The following is a 19471-nucleotide window of genomic DNA, read 5'->3' as shown; positions in this document are numbered from 1 at the left end:
TGCTAGAGGTGTGATGTCGATTTCCACGGAATCCCGGACCGCGCTCACCTGGAAGCTTTTGCCAGCGGGGCTGCTATCCCTGTCCGGGGTGCCACTTTTCGCCCTGGGCAATGATTTTCTCGGTTACGCACTCGTGGCGGCCAGCATTGTCACCGCTGTGTTCATCGACCACGGCCTGATGCGGCACCTGGCAGTGGTAGCAGCCGGAATGGTCATCATCAGCCTGGTACCCCTGAACGCGGATCTCAGCATCGGACACATGGCACTCATGGGTGGCGCCCTTGCTTTGGCCGTGCTGGTTCCGTGGCTTGTATCCCGTTACCTGTACAACGAAAAGACCATCAAATTTCCGGTCAACACGGGCCGTCCATGGCCGCTCGCCGCGAAGCTATACCTGGTGGGCGTCGTAGCGCTTGGGTACTTCATCCTCCCGGCCTACCTCATTCGGACGGGCGTCTACCACAATTGGCCGGACGCGTCCGATCCCACCATCTTCTGGCGCCTCTTCCTCGGAGTGAACTCCGTGGGCATTTGGGACGAGCTGTTCTTCATCTGCACCACGTTCACGCTGTTGCGCCAACACTTCCCCGACTGGTTGGCCAACCTCCTGCAAGCCGTGATCTTCTCGTCCTTCCTGTGGGAGATCGGTTACCAGGCGTGGGGTCCCCTCCTTACCTTCCCGTTCGCGCTGCTGCAGGGCTATACGTTCAAGCTGACGAAGTCCTTCACTTACGTGGTGTCAGTTCATCTGCTCTTCGATTTCGTCCTGTTCCTGGCGCTGGTCCATGCGCACAACCGCGACTGGTTGCCCATCTTCCTGTACTGACCTCGGAAACTTCCTGTGCTGAGGCCTAGGTACTGAGGCCTAGGTACTGAGGCCTCTGAAACGGAGCACCTAAAGAACACTTTTCGGCATGCCTAACTTTCGGTTATCCTCAGAACAGATCTCCGCGAAGACGAGGATAAGACATTGGCCGTCCCCACCCTGCAAAGACGACCCGCACCAGCAAAGCTATGGTCGCGGCTACTCCTGCTTGGCCCTGCTTTCGTGGCGGCCATCGCGTACGTCGATCCCGGCAATGTGGCAGCAAACCTGACGGCCGGAGCCAATTACGGATATTTACTGGTGTGGGTGCTGGTTGCAGCCAACGCCATGGCAGTCCTTGTGCAGTACCAATCAGCGAAGCTCGGCCTGGCAACCGGCCTGAGCCTTCCGGAGATTCTCGGCAAGCGGCTTGGCACCAGGCGCCGGCGCCTTTACTGGGCGCAGGCCGAGATCGTAGCCGGCGCCACGGACATGGCCGAGGTGATTGGCGGTGCGGTTGCGCTCAATCTCTTGTTCGGGCTACCCCTACTGGCTGGCGGCATCATCGTTGGCCTCGCATCAATGATGCTCTTGGCGCTGCAGTCCCGCCGCGGCCAGCGCTCCTTCGAGTACGCGATCCTGGTATTGCTGGGAATCATTGCCGTCGGGTTTGTATCCGGCCTGTTCGTCAACCCTCCGGACGCCGGAGGCGCACTGGGCGGTTTGCTCCCCCGCTTTGAGGGCACCGATACAGTCCTGTTGGCAGCAAGCATGCTCGGTGCCACAGTGATGCCGCATGCAATCTACCTGCACTCGGCCTTGGCCCGGGATCGGCACGGCTTTTCTGAAAACCCGGCGGTGCGGACGCGGCTGATCCGCGCAACCCGCGTTGACGTTGTGGGCGCCCTTTTGCTTGCCGGTGTGGTGAACATTTCGATGCTCCTGCTGGCCGCCTCCAGCCTCCGGGGCATTGAGGGAACAGACACGATTGCCGGTGCCCATGCGGCCGTGACGTCGGCACTTGGTCCGGCTATCGGCGTCGTGTTCGCAATCGGCTTGTTGGCCTCCGGCCTCGCATCGACATCGGTAGGCTGCTATGCCGGTGCAACCATCATGGGCGGCCTGCTAAAAGTACGCATCCCCTTGCTGACCCGCCGCGTGATCACGCTCATTCCGGCATTGATCGTTCTGGGAGCAGGCGTTGAGCCCACCCTGGCCCTGGTGCTGAGCCAGGTCCTGCTGAGCTTTGGTATTCCTTTCGCGCTGATCCCGCTCATAAGACTCACCGGCAAGCGGGAAGTCATGGGCATCCATGCGGACTCCAAGCCATTGAAGATAGCAGGCTGGACGAGTGCAACTTTGATCGTCGGGCTGAACATAGTGCTCATTACACTGACTATCACCGGCCATTCCTAAAGCACTAAACCGCACCGTCCCCCACAGAAAGCTCCCTGGCCATGTCATCCAGGAAGCGCATCACGGTTTCACGCTCCTCTGGAGTCAGGCGGGCGGCGGCCAGAAAACGCCGGGCTTGCTGGCGCCCTACGGTCCGCATGGCCGTCTCGTGCGTTTCAGGGGTGATCGCGATCGCAAGGGCCCGCCTGTCCGTGGGGTGCGCTTGTCTTGCGATGTGCCCCGCGCGTTCCAGCCGGTCAAGAAGTTTGGTGGTGGATGCCGTCGAAATGCCCAGATGTGCAGCAATGGCGCCCGGGGTGGCAATGACTCCACTATTGGCGCTAACGATCAGATAGTGCAGGGCCCGCATATCCGAGTGGTTGACCTTCATGATTTTCAGCGAGGTTTCGGAGAGCCGCTGTTCGGCCTCACGCAACCTTTCAAGCGAGGCCATGAGTTGGCTGATCTGCCGGACATCGTCACGGGATAGCCCCTCACGGTCTACCAGTTCACGCCCGGGATCGTTGACGTCCATGTCGTACATGCCGGTGGAAACCGAGGCTTCGATTTCATCCGGTCTGTTCATTCTGAGTATGTTACACCTAACTGCATACATGGTAGCCTTCTAGCTAGCTTGTCTAGCAATAATGGAGTGATCTCCACGTTCGAGGGGCCGGAGGAAGGCAAAGAATGAACGCGACAGAAATGGTCGTCCTTCTCGACGACGCCGGCAGGCCCATCGGCGAAACCTCCAAAGCAGCAGTCCACACCCAGCAAACTCCACTGCATCTTGCCTTTTCCTGCTACTTGCTCAATGACCTCGGCGAGCTCCTCCTCACACGCCGCTCCCCCGAGAAGACGACGTGGCCAGGGGTGTGGACCAACAGCTTTTGCGGGCATCCGGCTCCCGGCGAGGACCCCGAGGACGCTGTTCTCCGTCGCGCGCACTATGAACTGGGAGTGGACGTGCGGCGGATCGAGTTGATTCTCCCTGACTTCCGTTACCGCGCCGTGGACCCCTCGGGCATCGTCGAGAATGAGCTTTGCCCTGTCTACGTGGCCCGGGTCCTGGGAACGCTCCGGCCAAATCCGCTGGAAGTGTCTGACTACGCCTGGATGTCGCCGGGACTCCTTGCAGAAGCCTTGGACAGGACTCCTGCTGCCTTCAGCCCATGGCTGGCACTGCAATTTCCCCGGCTCGTCGAGGCCCAGGCCCTGGCGCTCGGAGCACAAGCATGACTGTCACGTCCAGTGCCACGCGCATCAAGACTGACCGCAGCAGAACCGATCTCTGCTCCGCCATCGAGGACGAACTGGGTGGACTTATGTCCGGCAGAGCCCTTGCAGCGGCCCCCTACGGTCCCCGTTTTGCCCGGCTTTGGGCCATTGCCGGCGAGAACGTGCTCGGCGGGAAATTCGTCCGCCCGCTGCTCCTCATGGAAATGTACGACGCCCTGCAAGAGCCCCGGATGCGCCCGGATCATCATCCAGACCGGCAGACCGCCATCAGCATCGCGGCCGCCGTCGAGCTCCTTCATTACGCCTTCCTCCTGCATGATGACGTGATCGACGGCGACCTCGTCCGCCGCGGCAGGCCAAACCTGATCGGGTCCCTCCTGACGGAAGCCGGACTACCCCGCGCCGATAGCCAGCCCGGAGAACAGGCAATACTCCATTGGGCCCGCACGGGCGGAATCCTGATGGGCGATCTGTTGCTGGCCGCCACCCATCAGGCCTTCGCAAGGGCGAACCTGCCCCACCCTCTGCGTCTCCGGCTCCTCGATCTTCTTGAACACACGATCAACGAGACGGTGGCCGGAGAGCAACTCGATGTTGGCCTGGGCGACGGCGTCATCGCCCCCGAACTCGAGACAATCCTCATGATGTGCGGATACAAGACCGCCACCTACACCTTCGAACTTCCGCTTCGTGCGGCCGCGGCTTTGGCTGGCGCTGATGCTTCCATGGAATCGGTCCTCGCCACGGCGGGCCGCCATCTTGGGCTGGCCTTCCAACTCCAGGACGACTTCCTGTCCACCTTCGGGGATCCGCGCCAGCACGGCAAGGATCCCTTTTCCGATCTCCGTGAAGGCAAACAAACAGCCATCATTGCTTATGCTCGGATGACCAGCGCCTGGCCGGCGATTGAGCCATGGTTTGGTCGTTCCGAACTCAGCAGGCCGCAGGCGGAGCACGTACGCCGGCAGCTCAGCGACTGCGGGGCCGAGGCTTTCGTCCAAGGCCTGATCCGGGAGCAACTGGCACACTTCCACGAAATTTTACGAGGTCATGCCGCAAACTTTCCCGAAACCGCACGCAACGTCCTGATCGATCTCGCCGCGCAACTGGAAGGACGGCAATCATGAGCATCGATGTCGATACGTCCTTTGCGCATTTCACACGGACGGCCGAACGCGCCGCAAACCAGGTCATTGCTGCCTACTCCACCTCATTCGGGCTCGCAACCCGGATCCTTGGACCCCGCCACCGCCAGCATGTTCGCAACATCTACGCTTTGGTGCGTGTGGCCGATGAACTCGTTGACGGCGTCACTGCCGAAGCCGGCCTGAGTCACCAACAGCAAAACGACGCCTTGGACCACTTCATCGATGAGACCCATAGGGCGCTCCGGATCGGCTACAGCAGCGATCTCATCATCCACGCCTTCGCCCAGACGGCACGGGCTGCGGGGATAGATGAGTCCCTGATTGACCCCTTTTTCGCCTCAATGCGCACGGACCTCGGCGAGCGCACGCCAACGCGCGCCGTTCCTCTCCGCTTTGATGCCGGGGCTCATCAGGGGTACGTGTACGGTTCCGCCGAGGTGGTTGGGCTGATGTGCCTTCGCGTCTTCATGCGCGGGGAGAACATCGACGACGGCGATGCCGCGGCTTTGCGGTATGGCGCCAGCAGGTTGGGCGCTGCTTTCCAGAACATCAACTTCCTGCGCGACCTCTCCGATGACACGGCCCGGCTGGGCCGCAACTATCTGGGTGTAGCAGACTACCTTGAGGACCGGGATCGTCTGGAATGGGTGAAGACGATCCGCGCCCAGTTGGACGATGCCAACGCCGTCATTCCCCTTCTTCCGCATGACGCCCGGGCCGCAGTGAGAAGTGCCCTGGCGTTGTTCGCCGCCCTGACGCGCCGCATAGAACAGACGAACATTGACGAGCTCTACCGATCCCGTGTGCGCGTCCCTGACGTTTTCAAGGCAGGACTCACGGCCCGGGCAGTCGCAGCAACCTGGCTGGAGCCCCGCCGATGATGCGCGCGCGAATAACCCGGACAGTCGTGATAGGCGGTGGCATTGCTGGGCTTGCCACCGCTGCACTCCTGGCGCGGGAAGGGCATGAGGTGCAACTTCTGGAGCGGCTCGACCACGTGGGAGGGCGAGCCGGAACGTTGGAGCGGAACGGTTTTCGCTTCGACACCGGACCGTCGTGGTACTTGATGCCTGGCGTCTTTGAACACTTTTTCGGCCTGCTGGGAACCAGCACAGCGGAACAGCTCGATCTTCAAACACTCAATCCCGCCTACCGTGTGTTCACTGAACCAATGCACGACGACGGGCGGCAGGATCCGCTCACTATCCCACTGGGCAGTGAACAAGTCATGCGGACGTTCGAGCGGGTTGAACCAGGGAGCGCACAGCGCCTCGCAGCCTACCTGGCTTCGGCAAAGCACACCTCGGACATGGCTGAACGCTTCTTCCTCTATAACCCCTTCACCAAGCTGCAATCACTACTGCAGCCCGAGATCCTGCGCGCCCTGCCGGAGCTGGCCCGCCTCCTGCTCACTCCGCTGGAAAAGTTTGTCTCCCAGCGTTTTCACCACCCTGTGCTGCGCCAGGTCCTGGGTTACCCGGCCGTCTTCCTGGGCACCAATCCTGCTGATGCGCCGGCCATGTACCACCTGATGAGCGCACTGGATCTAGGCGACGGCGTCCAGTACCCCATGGGTGGCTTCACACAGCTCGTGGAGCGCCTCGAAGCGTTGGCACGTGAAGCCGGCGTACGCATCCAGACCGGCGCGGAGGTCGTCCAGATCACCACCCGCGAAGCAGCCCGGGCCGGAGGCAAGGGGCATCTGGGCGGCTTGGGCCGCCGTCGTCGATTGCCTGGAACCACCAAACGCGAGGTGACCGGCGTCCGGTGGCGGGAGAAGCACGGCAGTGAGCATTTCAGCGTTGCCGACATCGTGGTTTCCGGTGCGGATCTGCACCATACGGAAACCGCCCTGTTGGCCGCTGAGGACCAGAGTTATCCGGCCACGTGGTGGCAGCGCCGAACCAGCGGTCCTGGTGCCGTGCTGGTGATGCTCGGTGTAAAGGGGCGGTTGCCCGGACTCCCGCACCATTCCTTGTTCTTCACCAGGGACTGGCAAGCGAACTTCCAGTCGATCTTCGGCAATCAGCCCAGCATCCCGGATCCCGCTTCCATCTATGTTTGCAAACCCAGCGCCACAGACCCAGGCGTTGCCCCGCCGGAGCACGAGAACCTCTTTGTGCTGATCCCCATACCCGCGGACCCCGGGATCGGATCAGGCGGCCCGGACGGCGCAGGTGACTCCCTCATCGAGAGGACTGCCGACGCCGCCATCGACCAGATCGCGGAATGGGCCAACATTCCTGATCTCCGTGAACGGATCGTGGTCCGGCAGACCATCGGACCCGGAGATTTCTCCCGCGACTACAACTCCTGGCGCGGGGGCATGCTCGGCCCGGCACACACCCTGGGACAGAGCGCAATGTTCCGTGCCCAGAATGCTTCCAAGCGGGTGACGGGGCTGTTCTACGCCGGTGCCACCACCGCACCAGGCGTCGGCGTGCCCATGTGCCTCATCAGTGCGGAACTGGTTCTGAAAAGGATTCGCGGTGACAACAGCCCCGGGCCCACCGTTATCGACCCCAGCCGCATGAAGCGTACCGCCGGCAGGTTGCCCTGATGGGAATCGTCTATCTGGCTGTGCTGCTGATCGGCACTATGTGCATGCTGCTGCTGGACCACCGGTTCCGGTTGTTCTTCTGGCGCGACGCCAGAGCTGCGGCGATCGTGACCGCCGTCGGGGTTTTGTTCCTGCTCGGCTGGGACCTGGCCGGAATCGGTTTGGGAATCTTCCTGCGGGGTGAGGGCGCAATCGCAACCGGGGTGATGCTCGGACCGCAATTGCCCCTTGAAGAGCCTGTCTTCCTGCTGTTCCTGGTGCTGTGCACGATGGTGCTTTATACAGGAGCGCGGAAGATGCTTGCCCGCTCCATGCTGCCTCATGAGGGCGACCGGCGGCTTGAAGATCGGCGACTTGAAGATCGGCGACTTGAGAAGAAGAACCTATGACTTACCTATGGCTCTCGCTCGTGTTCGTTGCGGTCGCGGTCGTTGTGGGCGTGGTTTGTGTCCGGAAGTGCGCCAACTCCAGCGAAGCCATGCAGCATTGGAAGGCGGCTGGCCTTGCCTTCGGGGCCCTGGCGGTGCTGACGGCTGTATTCGACTCCGTGATGATCGGGATGGAGCTCTTCCACTACGACGCCTCACACATTCTGGGCCTGACGATCGGGCTGGCGCCGGTAGAGGACTTGGCCTACCCCTTGGCGGGCGTGCTGGTTCTTCCCGGGCTCTGGGTTTGGTTGACGCGGGGGCGGGAGGCGGCACCGCGCAGTAACCTCAAAGGTCTCATCCCCCAAGCCCTGCTCGCGTCACGGCCCATTAGTTGGATCAACACGGCATATCCGTTCGCTGCAGCGATGTTCCTGACCACCCGAGAGGTCAACTGGGTACTGGTGGTCGGCACGCTTTATTTCCTCATCCCCTACAACCTGGCGATGTACGGGATCAACGATGTGTTCGACTACGCCTCGGACCTGCAAAACCCTCGAAAAGGCGGCATTGAAGGCGCCCTGCTTCAACCAAGGCTGCACCGGCCAATGCTATGGCTCGCCGCCATCACCAATGTGCCATTCCTTGTGGTGCTGGCGGTTGCGGGTGGCCCCGCTACTTGGCTGGGCATCGCTGTGAGCGCCTTCGCCGTGGTCGCCTATTCCGTGGCGGGACTACGATTCAAGGAACGTCCTGTCCTGGACTCACTGACGTCGAGTACGCACTTCGTGAGTCCCGCCGTCGTGGCTCTGACGTTGGCGGGTGCCGAGATCACGCCGGGACTGATGATCCTGCTCGCCGCATTCTTCTTGTGGGGCATGGCGGCTCACGCTTTTGGAGCCGTCCAGGACATCGAACCGGACCGGCAGGCAAATATCGCCTCCATAGCGACAGTCTTCGGTGCCCGTCGAACGGTGCGGCTCGCCGTCGTACTCTGGCTTGTTGCGGGTCTCGCCATGCTGGCCACGCCGTGGCCCGGGCCGCTCGCAGCGGCAATCTCCGTCCCATATATCGCCAATTGCGCTCCCTGGTGGAACGTCACGGATACGACGGCGGCACGCACCAACACTGCATGGCGCCGTTTCATCTGGCTCAACTACGGATCGGGTTTCCTGGTCACGCTGATATTGATCCTGCAGTGGAACCTGACGTCATGAAGAGTTGGATTCCGGGCCCTGGGGTTGTTCATCAGTTGGGTCTTCGTCGATCGTGTCCACGGCCTGGCGCATGTGCTCAAGAAAGTCCATCACCACGCGTGCTTCTTCCGGGCTCAGCGCGCTTGCGACGTCCAAAATCCGGCGATGCATTCCGCCCAGTGTGTGCCGGACTTCCTGGTCCGAACCGGCTGTAGGCCGCAGAATCAAGGCCCGACGATCCGACGGATGCGGTTCCCGCCGGATGTGTCCGGATTCCACCAAACGATCAATCAGTGTGGTCATTGACGCTGACGTTATGCCCAAGCGATCGCCCAGGTCCTTGGGTTTCATCACCTTGCCCGCCGCTTCCGCTTCGAAAAGGTACCGCAAGGCCAAGAGGTCCTTTTCACCCATGCCCATGGCCGAACGGGTCCGCCTACGCATGGCCTGTTCCGAGACACGATAATCCCGGAGGGCATTCAGGACATCAACGGCAAGGGCTTTCTGCCCAGGGTCCTTGCCATACCAATAGCCCTTAGCGTGGCCGTTTGCGTCCATCCCATGATCCTTCGATAAGCGTGAAGCTTGTTTCCCTAGCATCTGATCCTAATTCACTGCGCTGAGTGAACACAGGGAGGCATGATTCGGACGATCCTGAACAAGATTTCGAGGGTTTTCCACATAGGCATGTTGGCAGGTCCCTAACGAAAAGGAGTGGTGCCAAAGTATGGGTATGGAGCGGAACGGAGAGAGCCAAACAGCTACGGCGGTTTCCGCCGTGCCTGTTTCATTGCCTGTGCCTGGTGGCTCTGGGGTTCAGGAGCTGCTGGCCGTGCTGGGCTCTTTCCGAATCGGTGCAGGCAGCAACGAGTTGATCGATCAGATTCGTGGCCTGGAAGACGCGAAATCAGCGATCGCGGCGGTGCAGGCGCGGGCAGCGGTCGCGTTTGACCTGGCCCAGCGCCGCGAACAAACCGCCACCGGCGTCCCCTCCCCGGATCTCGGCCAGGGTGTCGGCGCGCAGATCGCCCTCGCCCGGCGGGAATCACCCAACCGCGGTTCCCGCCTCCTCGGACTCGCCAACGCCCTCGTGTCCGAGATGCCCCGCACCATGGCCGCCCTGGAAACCGGGCAACTGAACGAATGGCGGGCCACCCTGCTCGTGAAGGAAACAGCCTGCCTCTCCATCGAAGACCGCGCCGCCGTAGATCAGGAACTCGCCCCCGACACCGGAACCTTCAACGGCGCCGGCGACCGGACCATCACCGCCCTCGCACGAGCCGCCGCCTACCGCCGCGACCCACGCACCGTCACCCAACGCGCAGCCCGCGCCGCGACCGAACGGCACATCAGCCTCCGCCCAGCCCCGGACACCATGACCATCCTCACCGCCCTGCTCCCGGCAACCCAAGGCGTCGCCGCCTACACCGCCCTCACCCGGGCCGCCGACTCAGCACGCGCCGGCGGAGACACCCGCACCCGCGGACAAGTCATGGCCGACACCCTCGTACAACGCCTCACCGGCACCCCCGGCGGCATCAGCGCCATCAATATCCAGCTCGTCATGACCGACCGCACACTCTTCCAAGCCGACACCGAACCAGCACGGCTCCAAGGCTACGGAACCGTCCCCGCCGGATGGGCCAGAACCCTCCTCACCGGAGCACAATCCGGGCTGGATGCAGGGGTGAGGGCAGAAGCGACGGCAGAAGCGACGGACGGAGCCGAGGGGAAGGCCTTCAACGTCTACCTCCGCCGGCTCTACACAGCCCCCGCCAGCGGCGAACTGCTGGCCATGGACTCCAAAGCCCGGCTCTTCCCACCCGGGATGAGACGCTTCATCCAAACCCGGGACGACACCTGCCGCACACCCTACTGCGACGCGCCCATCCGCCACATCGACCACATCATCCCCTGGCACAACGGCGGACCCACCAGCCTGGAAAACGGCGCCGGGCTCTGCGAAGCCTGCAACCACACCAAAGAAAACCCCGGCCGGAACGCAAAAACAATCCCCGGCAGCCGACATCACCTCGAAATCAGCACCCCCACCGGCCACACCTACCAATCCAAAGCCCCACCACTGCCAGGCCACACGCGCTTTCCGGCAATTTCACCAACACCGCCTTCACCGGCACCTACTTCACCGGCGCCTCCTTCACCCGTGCCGGCAGAGGCGCCCGAAACGGCGTCATGGTCACCAGCTTCGCCAGCCTCCCACTTCTCCATGGCTGGGATGCGGCTGGAAAACGGCGTGCTGCACCGCAGCAGTTGGAACTGACACCGGAGCGGATGCCGGTATGAGGACTATGTCGAACCAGGACTATGAAGAACCAGGGCTATCCCGAACAGTGGCTATGCCGAACAAGCTTCCTTCAATGCCTGGACCGACTCAGCCGGGACGTCGTCGCCAGCCTCAGCAATCTGGTTCAGCGGAGTCGTGATTTCAGCCGGAACACCGGCGGTGCGGGCAGCGGTGACCAGCCCACTGAGTACCTGCTTGTCCTCAACACTCACCAAACCGTCCTGGACCACAGCACAAATTTGTTTGTTGACCTCCCCGGCAGCAGCAGTGGCTACCTTCGAGGCTGCATCGCTGGCAGCATTCCCGGCGGCTTCCTGCACGGAGCCGCAGCCGGCGAGGAGGAGGAAGAGGGGCACGGCGGACAACGTTGCAAGGCGGCGATTCATGCGTTCCACCCTAACAATCCCAACCGGAGTGCAGGCTGGGGATGGCCTGGCTGCCCGCACCAACGCCCGAACCCATCCTGCCCCTTTCACAGATAACGTAATGATTGACATGACATAACTCACATTCTGTAAGCTTGATTGAAAGTCACGCAGCCGGCTTCCCTCGCACTATTTCGGGAGGTCCGCATGGCCCCCAATTCCCTCAAATCCGAGATCCTTCTCGCACATGGAGTCGCGCCTTCCGCGGCTGCTGTCGCTCGACGAAGGGCAGCCGGGCACCATGTAGCGCCCAACAAACCCGACGCCCTCCTCGGGGCGATAGCCGTACGGCAACTGTTCCACCGTTGGCCTTTGGTTCCATCCCGCGAGCTTGAACGCATCCGCCACGTCCTCATCCATTGCGATCAGCTGGGCTCGGCCGATACCCATCATTTGTCCGAGCCGGCCCAAGCGCTTCTGGAGCTCATCAACAACGAGTTGGATCGGCGTCGCGCATTTGGTCATCAGCAAGGGGCCAACACGCAGGGGGCCGAAACAGATACGGCAGAGGCAATGCAGCCGGGTGCCGCTTAATGGCGGGGCATTTCGAAGTCGTTGATGCCACTGGCGGCGACTGCAGGGTACGCCTCGTCGATGATGACGGGATCGAACTCGCGCTAACCGTCACTTATAGGGACAAAGGCGCAGCAGCCAAGGCTATTTACACGCTGAGGGAAATCGCAGCGAGTGGCCTCATCGAGGACCACACATCGACGTTTCCCTCGCGTCACTGAGCCGCATTAGCGGTTGCTCCCACGAGGGAACAACCGCTAATACTGCAACCGACCCAAAGAGCCGTGCCGGCCTATGCCCGAACGATTGGCAGTCCTGCCGTCGGGAAGACGCTGGGAAAGATCGACGGCGGCGGGACGGGTACAGTCTCCAGCGGCACCGTGATGGTGTCCGCGCTGACTGTGACGTCGTGATCCCGAACCCGAATCGGCAGTGGTTCCTCGCTGTAGCCTGAGCCGGTAACGAGCGCCAGCGCGATGGATCCCTGAATGAGTTCCACAGACAGCAAGCGACCACGCACCTTGAGCCGGAAGGAGAGGCCGTCCCACTCCACGGGCAGCCGCGGATCGAAGCGCAGTACCTCGCCTTGGTCACGCATTCCGGCGAAACCGCAGACCAACGAGCTCCAAATTCCGCCGGTGGACGCGATGTGGACGCCATCGATCGTGTTGCCGTGTGAGTTGTCCAGGTCAATGAACAACGCTTCGGTGAAATGCTTCAGTGCGACGTCGCCATACCCAACTTCGGCAGCCATGATGCCCTGCACGCAGGCGGACAGGGTGGAGTCGCCGGTGGTGATGGGATCGTAGAAGTCGAAGGCACGCTGCTTTTCCTCGGCTGAGAAGTCCTGCCACTGGAGGAACATAGCTAGAACGGTATCGGCCTGCTTAAGGACCTGGTGCCGGTAGATCACCAACGGGTGGAAGTTCAGCAGGAGAGGGTACTTGGACTTGGGCGTATTCCAATCCCAAGGCTCCAAGGTCATGAAGTCGTTGTCCTGGCTGAAGACCTCCAAGTGGGGATCGTAAGGGAGGGACATGCGCTCGGCAGCTTGGCGCCACACCAAGCGTTCCGTGTCAGCGATGCCCTCGTGTTCCAAGGCAGCCGCGGCACGGAGGTTAAATCGCGCCATCACGTTGGTGTAGAGGTTGTCGTTGACCACGGCGGTGTATTCATCGGGCCCGGTGACGCCGTGGATGTGGAAGAGGCCATCCTTGCCGAAGAAGCCCAGGGAGACCCACATGCGTGCAGTCTCAATGAGCAGGTCGGCACCGATGTCGGCGCGGAAGCTGGCGTCGCCGCTGGCCCACTCGTAGCGGTTGGCGGCAAACGCGATGGCCGCTGCGATGTGGAATTGCGCTGTTCCGGCGGCGTAGTAGGCACTCGCCTCCAGGCCATTGATGGTTCGCCACGGGAACAGGGCACCGTCCACACTGAGTTCCTTGGCGCGGACACGCGCGTCCGGAAGCATGGCGTGCCGTGATTCGAGCACTTTCCGTGCACCGTCGGGATTGGTGTACGTCAGATAAGGGAGCAGGTAGACCTCCTGGTCCCAGAAGTAGTGGCCCTCGTAGCCGGAGCCACTTACGCCCTTCGCGGGAATGCCGGCGACCCCGGCGCGGGCTGTTGCCTGCGCCAGCTGGAAGAGCGCCCACCGCACGGCCTGCTGGAGTTCGGGCTGGCCGCCGATTGCCACGTCCGCGGTTGTCCAGTACTGGCTGTAATGGGCCTGGCTCTGCGCGAGGATTTCGGAGAACGGCACCAGGTTTGCCTCGGCGTCCGCCGTCAGGCTCTCGCCGCCGTCGTCATCGTCCGTCAGGGTGCGCCCCGCCACGACGTAGCTGACCGTTTTCTCCAGGCGGAACGCTTCTCCGCTGTTGATGGCCAGGACGTAGCGGACGGACGATTCGTCCTCGGCCACGACAGTTTCGAAGGGCTGGCCTTCCGCGGAGATCCAGTGGTCCACGGCCATCGCGATGCGCTGGTGGGATTCGGAGGTCTCCCATGCCAGGCGCAGGGAGCCATCGGCACCCTGGAGGTGCAGCGGCAGCAGGACACGGCCGGCGTGCCGGCCGGATCGCCTGGGGTCATGGACCGAGTGGTCCTCCACTGGCTGGTCCTGGCGGTTTACGACGCCGGAAACGATGTCCGCGGACACGTCGCGGTCAGCGCTCACGGTCAGTTCCAGGCCAAGACATCCGCGCGAATCGAACCCGACAGCGCGGCGCTCCACCGTGGTGACCGTAGCCCCGGAGCGGCAAGCCCAGGTGGTGGTTTCCTCATAGACGCCTGTGGAGAAGTCCACACTTCGGTGATAGTCCAGCACCGTGGATTCGGCCAGGCTCAGGGCCTCGCCATCGATTGATACCGTGAAATTGTTGGCGTCCGGGACGTACACAATCCGCTGGCCCGTACGCGCAAAGCCGTACGCATTCTCGGCGTGCTTGATGTCCCAGATTTCGTGGAAGCCGTTGATGAACGTGCCGGGAAGTTCGCCGTCGCCACGCGTGGAATGGGCGCCACGGACGCCAAGGTGGCCGTTGCCAAGGGCGAACAGCGTTTCCAGGGTTCCCTCGTCACCGGGGACGTGGATACTTTCCACGAGCTTCCAAGGCTCGCAGGGAAAGCGCAGCCGATCAGAGCTGATGAGTGCCATGGGCTAAAGAGGTCCTTCGAAAAGTAGGGTCAGAGAAGATCGATGAGGTCGTCGACCACAAGGGTGGCGCCGGCGTCGAGCAGTGTTTGGCGGCCAGCGCCGCGGTCCACGCCGATGACGGCCTGGAAGTTGCCGGCGCTGCCGGCCTGCACGCCGGAAACGGCGTCTTCCACCACGATGCATTCCTGGGTGGGGACGTCCAGCAGGGACGCCGCGTAGGTGAATGTGGCCGGGTCAGGCTTGCCCGGAAGTCCGACGGCGGCGGCCACCTGGCCATCGACGACCACCGTGAAGTGGTGGTCAAGTCCGGCTGCCTTCAGTACGGCGGGGGCGTTCCGCGAGGAGGACACGACGGCAACCTTGAGTCCCAGCTCAAGCGCGGCGTTGATGAACTTGACCGAGCCGGGGAAGGGCTCGACGCCGCGGGTGTCCACGATCTCGTTGAAGATTGCGTTCTTGCGGTTTCCCAGGCCCTGCACGGTTTCGTTCGTGGCGGCATCATCCAGCGGACCTTCCGGCAGCGTGATGCCGCGCGAGGTCAGGAAGTCCCGGACGCCGTCGAAGCGTGGCTTGCCGTCGATGTGATCGAAGTAGTCGCTTTCCTGGTATCCCTGCGGGTGCCCGGCATCGGCGAGGTAGGAGTCGAACAGCTCCTGCCAGGCTTGCTCGTGTACCACGGCAGTGGGCGTCAGCACGCCGTCGAGGTCGAACAAGAGCGCCGAAGCACCAGTCCAGGCATTACGAAGATCAGTCATGTGCATAGTTCCGTTCAGCGCTTGTGGCGCGTGGTTTTGCGTTCGATGAGCTTGGTATCGAGCAGGTGGTTGGAGGGTGGGTTGGGGGGATCTGTATTTAAAAGTCGTTCGCACAGCAGGTTCGCGGCGAAGGCACCTTGGTCGGCAACGGGTTGCGCCACAGTGCTCAGTCCAAGGAACCAGCTCATGGGGTGGTCATCGATTCCGATCACGGAAACGTTTTTGGGCACGGACAAGCCATGCTCCCGCAAGGCCATCAGCGCGCCGAACGCTGCTTCGTCACAATGGGCGAACACTGCAGTGGGCCGTGCGCCGCGGGTGATGAGTTCGGTCATTGCCCGGCGGCCGTCGTCGATGCTTGGCCCGGCAGCCACCACAAGGTCCGGGTGGACGGTGAGGTGGTGTTCATCCAGTGCACGCCTGAAGCCGTGGAACCGTGGGGTCTCAGTCACAACGGAGTGTTCATTGCTCGAGAGAACGGCCAAGTCCCAATGGCCCAGCCCCAGCAGGTGTTGGGTGGCCTGCCAAGCTGCGTGCTCGTCATCGATACCAACATTGTCCCACGGAACATTCCGCATGCCCACGCTGGCGACTGGCAGCCCGGAAGCCTCCAAGGCTTCCACTTCCCCGGGGTCGAGGTCAACATTGAGCAGGAGCAGCCCGTCCACCCTTTGCGCCAACCGTTCAAGATCGCCGAAGACCTGCTTACGCACGCTGGTCTTGTTGCGAAGGCTGATCAGGACGGTGTCGTAGCCGCTGTCACCGAAGACCTCTTCTGCCGCTTCCACCGCCTGCGCGAAGAACCAGGCTGTAGCGGTGGGGGCGATGATGGCCACGGAACCCGTGCTGCCACCCGCCAGTCTCGATGCTGCTGCCGAGGCTTTGTAGCCCAGCTTGTTTGCGGCTTCCGCCACTTGCCGTTGGGCCTTTTCGGAAACGTTGGGGAGATTCCTCAGAGCCCTGGACACCGTACAAATGGACAATCCGGAGAGGACTGCGACGTCCTGGATTGTCACCCTGTGAGTCCTAACCATGCAACACGGCCTCAACCCTTTCCATACTCGATTACACGTTGGGATAACGGCACTGCACCCGGGGAGAGCTCCCACATTGGGGCGGCCGCAAGCCAAAAGTGTAAGCGCTTACAATTTTGTCATTCAATAGTGTGTGGTCGAATGCGAATTTGTGACGCGAATCTCACGGAAAGGTTGATTCTGAGGGGCTGATGCCGTCTAATCCGGAGCTTGCGCCTAAGCTCCCGTTCACCGTCAGTGCCCGTTCAAAACCCTCAGTGCCCGTTCAAAACCCTCAGTGCCCGTTCAAAACGTAGTACCGAAGGAACGCGCTGACATCCACCAGCTCCGCAGGCTCGATCCTGTGCCCCATTCCCGGGTACGTCCGCGCCGTCAGGGCAACGTTCGCGTGCAACCACTCTTCAGTGTGGGCGATGGCGTCTTCATTGATCACCGGGTCCGCCTTGTCGCGGCCCCAAAAGAACGGCGGAGGCGAATCGAAGGATTCGCTGAGCGCCAGGAGGTCGTTGTCCAGGACAAACCCGGACAGGCCAACCGTTGCCTTGAAAGCGTGGGGCCGCAGCCGCAGGAGCGTGCTGGCCATGGCCATTCCCTGCGAGTAGCCGAGCAGGCTGACGCTGCTGTGGTTCTCTTTCACGGTGTTGATCCAGTTGAAAACGGAGTTGGTTGAAGTGATGACGTCGGCGAAGTCGTTCGTCAGGAAGTAGTCCAGGAGGAACCAACCGTAGTGGTCGCCAATTTCCTTCGGGCCGCGAAGGGCCGCACAGGTGAATTCCGCGGGAAGAAACGGAAACAGGTCCATCATGCGCTGCTCGCTGGTGCCGTAGCCATGCATCATCACCAGCAACGGGGTGCCCCCGCGCTGGTTTTCGGGCTTCGACCAGACCACTGAATCCATGGAACGAGCCTAGTAGACTGGCCCCATGACACCGCAGGAACTGGCCAACCTGGCCCATCTGCGGCGCGCCCGCGATTTCATCGATCGCGAGTACGCGCGGCCTTTGGATGTGCCCACTATGGCGGCCGGTGCCCTCATGTCCCCCGCGCATTTCTCCCGCCAGTTCAAGGCCGCATACGGTGAATCTCCCTACAACTACCTCATGACCCGGCGCATCGAACGTGCCATGGCCCTGCTGCGGGCCGGAACCAGCGTTACCGATGCTTGCATGGAGGTGGGCTGTACATCCTTGGGCTCCTTCAGTTCACGCTTCACGGAGATCGTCGGCGTAACGCCCAGCGAATACCGCTCGCGCGAGCACCATGCAGTGAAGGCGATGCCCACCTGCATCGCGAAGCAGCAAACGCGCCCTGAAAGAAACGGCAGTAAGAACCTGAGCAGGATTGAAGAAGCGCCGGTCTCACAGCTGCAATAGCGTGTGAGACATGAACATTTCATTGAAGTACGCACACGTCACCGTCAACGATGTCGATGAGTCGCTCGCCTTCTACCGCGACGCCCTCGGCCTGGAAGTCCGGAACGACGTCGGCTCGGACGGCCAGCGCTGGGTCACCCTGGGCAGCGATGCCCAGCCGGACCTCGAACTCGTTCTTTCCCCTCCGCACGCCGGCCGCTCCCAGGCTGATGGCGACGCCATCCAGGAGCTGCTCACCAAAGGCGTCATGCCCATGCTCGTCTTCAACACGGACGATCTCGACGCGACGTTTGAAAGGCTGCGCGCGTCGGGTGCCGAAGTGCTCCAGGAGCCGATTGTGCAGCCTTGGGGGCCCCGCGACTGCGCCTTCCGCGATCCATCCGGGAACATGATCCGCATCAACCAGGGCTAACGCCCCAGTATCAGTACGACGACGGCGGGTACCCGGCGCACTTACCGGGCCTGCCGCCGTCGTGCTTTCCGCAGGTCATCGTACTTTCCGCGGAATGTGGGGTGATTTTCCCGGTTCCGCAGCCACCAATCAGTGGCTCAACAGGCCAGCGCTTGAGCGTTCGCCGTACTCGTGCGTCGAGGCGATGGCAGCGGAAACGACATCGGAGAGCCTGAGCCGCCGGTTGTAAGCCTGACGCTGAAGACGTTCACCCGTGCCGCGGCGCAGGATCTTCGCCACGCCGGACCGGGCGAGTGCCAGGTCCCCGGATCTAGTCAGCGCCCCGCGTACGTGCCTCAACAAGGCCCCCGCTACATCCGCAGCAGGATAGGGCCGGTGGTCCGTCGGGTGTATCAGTTGATCGTTGATGCCAAAGCGGCTGGACCGCCAGTTGGCCATGCGCAACAGGCTGGTCAAAGCGTCCGACGGCGGCTCCCCCTTCCGCCATTGTGTCGCCGCGGTCTCCACCAAAGCCCGGGCAATCACCGCGATGGTGAGTGCGTCTTCGGCGTACAGGCAGACGTCTGCGATGCGGAGTTCAACAGTGGGATGGCCTCTGGAAAGGCGGGCATCGAAGTAGATCATGCCCTCGTCCAAGGGGACGCCTGTGCCCAGGAGGTTCGCGAGCACCCCGCGGTAGCCTTCTGCCGAACCGAAGACATCCATTGGCCCGGCCGTGGGCCACCTGTTCCAAATTTGGGTCCGGTAACTGGCAAAGCCTGTGTCGGAGCCCATCCAAAACGGAGAATTGGCACTCAATGCCAGGAGCACAGGCAGCCATTGGCGCATCCTGTCCAGGACGCCCACGCCTTCATCCGGCGATTCGATCGCCACGTGGACGTGGAATCCGCAGGTTAGCTGCTCGCGCGAAATAAGGCCGAACTCGGTGCCCATGGTTGCGTAGCGTTGATTGCCCAGGGTGGGCGTCGCATGGAATTCGGGGGGTGTGGCCAAGGCTGCCACCCTGGCGCCCAAGGTCCGTGCAGCCGAGTCGGCCAATGCCCGGCCAAGGCGTATCTCGTCGCGAAGCTCCGCTGCTGTCCGGCAAGGCCGGGAATTCACCTCAATCTGTTCCTGTTTGAACTCGGACTTGAGGGAATCCCCGGCTTCCGGATAAGTTGCCTCGTTCATGTGGGGTTGGGCAGCTATGTCCAGAATGCCGGCAGCAAGCGGTAGCGGCATCCCGTCAACGGGATCTGCGATCAGCAACTCTTCCTCGACGCCAAACGTACGCATAGCTACCCTCCC

General features: G+C 62.3%; 21 protein-coding genes. 13 read left to right on the top strand and 8 right to left on the bottom strand.

Annotated features, from left to right (window positions below):
* The first annotated feature begins 10 nt into the window (after nucleotides 1-10).
* Nucleotides 11-826 carry a CPBP family intramembrane glutamic endopeptidase gene (locus J2Y41_RS13880; RefSeq protein ID WP_309929281.1) on the top strand — a complete coding sequence of 272 codons (816 nt, stop codon included), beginning with the start codon at nucleotides 11-13 and terminating at the stop codon, nucleotides 824-826.
* A gap of 144 nt (nucleotides 827-970) precedes the next feature.
* Nucleotides 971-2221 (top strand): Nramp family divalent metal transporter, encoded by a 1251-nt coding sequence (locus tag J2Y41_RS13875; RefSeq protein ID WP_224094827.1) that lies wholly within the window; start codon nucleotides 971-973, stop codon nucleotides 2219-2221.
* Between the two features lie 4 nt (nucleotides 2222-2225).
* On the opposite strand, the gene J2Y41_RS13870 is transcribed toward J2Y41_RS13875, so the two are convergent.
* On the bottom strand, nucleotides 2226-2786 hold the full coding sequence (locus tag J2Y41_RS13870) for a MarR family winged helix-turn-helix transcriptional regulator (RefSeq protein WP_224094826.1): 561 nt from the start codon (nucleotides 2784-2786) through the stop codon (nucleotides 2226-2228).
* 104 nt (nucleotides 2787-2890) lie between these two features.
* Between J2Y41_RS13870 and idi the strand changes: the two genes are divergently transcribed.
* The 6 genes from idi to J2Y41_RS13840 are packed head-to-tail and all read left to right on the top strand — an operon-like array spanning nucleotide 2891 to nucleotide 8732.
* A complete protein-coding gene (gene idi, locus J2Y41_RS13865) occupies nucleotides 2891-3439 on the top strand; it encodes an isopentenyl-diphosphate Delta-isomerase (RefSeq protein ID WP_224094825.1) in 549 nt (182 codons plus the stop codon).
* Nucleotides 3436-4566 (top strand): polyprenyl synthetase family protein, encoded by a 1131-nt coding sequence (locus tag J2Y41_RS13860; protein ID WP_309929275.1) that lies wholly within the window; start codon nucleotides 3436-3438, stop codon nucleotides 4564-4566. The genes idi and J2Y41_RS13860 overlap by 4 nt, the downstream gene beginning before the upstream one ends.
* Complete coding sequence (locus J2Y41_RS13855) at nucleotides 4563-5468, top strand: squalene/phytoene synthase family protein (protein ID WP_309929273.1); 906 nt, start codon at nucleotides 4563-4565, stop codon at nucleotides 5466-5468. Before J2Y41_RS13860 ends, J2Y41_RS13855 begins: the two co-directional genes overlap by 4 nt.
* Before the next feature lie 11 nt (nucleotides 5469-5479).
* Nucleotides 5480-7147 (top strand): phytoene desaturase family protein, encoded by a 1668-nt coding sequence (gene crtI / locus J2Y41_RS13850; RefSeq protein WP_309929630.1) that lies wholly within the window; start codon nucleotides 5480-5482, stop codon nucleotides 7145-7147.
* On the top strand, nucleotides 7147-7536 hold the full coding sequence (locus J2Y41_RS13845; RefSeq protein WP_309929270.1) for a lycopene cyclase domain-containing protein: 390 nt from the start codon (nucleotides 7147-7149) through the stop codon (nucleotides 7534-7536). Before crtI ends, J2Y41_RS13845 begins: the two co-directional genes overlap by 1 nt.
* The gene (locus tag J2Y41_RS13840) at nucleotides 7533-8732 is read left to right on the top strand and encodes a prenyltransferase (protein ID WP_309929268.1); all 1200 of its coding nucleotides are present in this window, start codon (nucleotides 7533-7535) and stop codon (nucleotides 8730-8732) included. Before J2Y41_RS13845 ends, J2Y41_RS13840 begins: the two co-directional genes overlap by 4 nt.
* On the opposite strand, the gene J2Y41_RS13835 is transcribed toward J2Y41_RS13840, so the two are convergent.
* Nucleotides 8727-9269: a MarR family transcriptional regulator gene (locus J2Y41_RS13835; RefSeq protein WP_309929265.1), complete on the bottom strand. Its 543-nt coding sequence runs from the start codon at nucleotides 9267-9269 to the stop codon at nucleotides 8727-8729. The two genes, J2Y41_RS13840 and J2Y41_RS13835, sit on opposite strands and share 6 nt — an antisense overlap.
* A gap of 175 nt (nucleotides 9270-9444) precedes the next feature.
* Between J2Y41_RS13835 and J2Y41_RS13830 the strand changes: the two genes are divergently transcribed.
* Nucleotides 9445-10992: an HNH endonuclease gene (locus J2Y41_RS13830; RefSeq protein WP_309929263.1), complete on the top strand. Its 1548-nt coding sequence runs from the start codon at nucleotides 9445-9447 to the stop codon at nucleotides 10990-10992.
* A 74-nt stretch (nucleotides 10993-11066) separates the two neighbouring features.
* On the opposite strand, the gene J2Y41_RS13825 is transcribed toward J2Y41_RS13830, so the two are convergent.
* Nucleotides 11067-11402, bottom strand: coding sequence for a hypothetical protein (locus tag J2Y41_RS13825; RefSeq protein WP_309929260.1), 336 nt, complete (start codon nucleotides 11400-11402; stop codon nucleotides 11067-11069).
* Nucleotides 11403-11588: 186 nt separating this feature from the next.
* Between J2Y41_RS13825 and J2Y41_RS13820 the strand changes: the two genes are divergently transcribed.
* Nucleotides 11589-11975: a hypothetical protein gene (locus tag J2Y41_RS13820; RefSeq protein ID WP_224094816.1), complete on the top strand. Its 387-nt coding sequence runs from the start codon at nucleotides 11589-11591 to the stop codon at nucleotides 11973-11975.
* Nucleotides 11975-12175: a hypothetical protein gene (locus J2Y41_RS13815; RefSeq protein WP_309929255.1), complete on the top strand. Its 201-nt coding sequence runs from the start codon at nucleotides 11975-11977 to the stop codon at nucleotides 12173-12175. The genes J2Y41_RS13820 and J2Y41_RS13815 overlap by 1 nt, the downstream gene beginning before the upstream one ends.
* A 71-nt stretch (nucleotides 12176-12246) precedes the next feature.
* Here J2Y41_RS13815 and J2Y41_RS13810 read toward each other — a convergent pair whose 3' ends face one another.
* The 4 genes from J2Y41_RS13810 to J2Y41_RS13795 all read right to left on the bottom strand — a co-directional run bounded on the left by J2Y41_RS13810 (nucleotide 12247) and on the right by J2Y41_RS13795 (nucleotide 17297).
* A complete protein-coding gene (locus J2Y41_RS13810; RefSeq protein ID WP_309929251.1) occupies nucleotides 12247-14610 on the bottom strand; it encodes a glycosyl hydrolase family 65 protein in 2364 nt (787 codons plus the stop codon).
* 29 nt (nucleotides 14611-14639) lie between these two features.
* Nucleotides 14640-15371 (bottom strand): HAD family phosphatase, encoded by a 732-nt coding sequence (locus tag J2Y41_RS13805; protein WP_224094810.1) that lies wholly within the window; start codon nucleotides 15369-15371, stop codon nucleotides 14640-14642.
* 8 nt (nucleotides 15372-15379) lie between these two features.
* Nucleotides 15380-16381 carry a LacI family DNA-binding transcriptional regulator gene (locus J2Y41_RS13800; RefSeq protein WP_309929246.1) on the bottom strand — a complete coding sequence of 334 codons (1002 nt, stop codon included), beginning with the start codon at nucleotides 16379-16381 and terminating at the stop codon, nucleotides 15380-15382.
* Between the two features lie 292 nt (nucleotides 16382-16673).
* A complete protein-coding gene (locus J2Y41_RS13795; RefSeq protein WP_309929243.1) occupies nucleotides 16674-17297 on the bottom strand; it encodes a phospholipase in 624 nt (207 codons plus the stop codon).
* 25 nt (nucleotides 17298-17322) lie between these two features.
* On the opposite strand from J2Y41_RS13795, the gene J2Y41_RS13790 reads away from it, so the two are divergent.
* On the top strand, nucleotides 17323-17772 hold the full coding sequence (locus J2Y41_RS13790; RefSeq protein WP_224166081.1) for a helix-turn-helix transcriptional regulator: 450 nt from the start codon (nucleotides 17323-17325) through the stop codon (nucleotides 17770-17772).
* Between the two features lie 10 nt (nucleotides 17773-17782).
* Nucleotides 17783-18184, top strand: a complete 402-nt coding sequence (locus J2Y41_RS13785) for a VOC family protein (protein WP_224094804.1) — start codon at nucleotides 17783-17785, stop codon at nucleotides 18182-18184.
* 129 nt (nucleotides 18185-18313) lie between these two features.
* Here the strand turns inward: J2Y41_RS13785 and J2Y41_RS13780 are convergent, their stop codons facing one another.
* Nucleotides 18314-19459 carry a glutamate--cysteine ligase gene (locus tag J2Y41_RS13780; protein ID WP_309929237.1) on the bottom strand — a complete coding sequence of 382 codons (1146 nt, stop codon included), beginning with the start codon at nucleotides 19457-19459 and terminating at the stop codon, nucleotides 18314-18316.
* Nucleotides 19460-19471 lie beyond the last annotated feature (12 nt).

It is taken from the genome of Arthrobacter sp. 1088 (genome assembly GCF_031455315.1).
Classification (GTDB): domain Bacteria; phylum Actinomycetota; class Actinomycetes; order Actinomycetales; family Micrococcaceae; genus Arthrobacter.
Note: the sequence above shows the minus strand (reverse complement) of the source record. Positions and strands in the feature narration are given on the sequence as shown.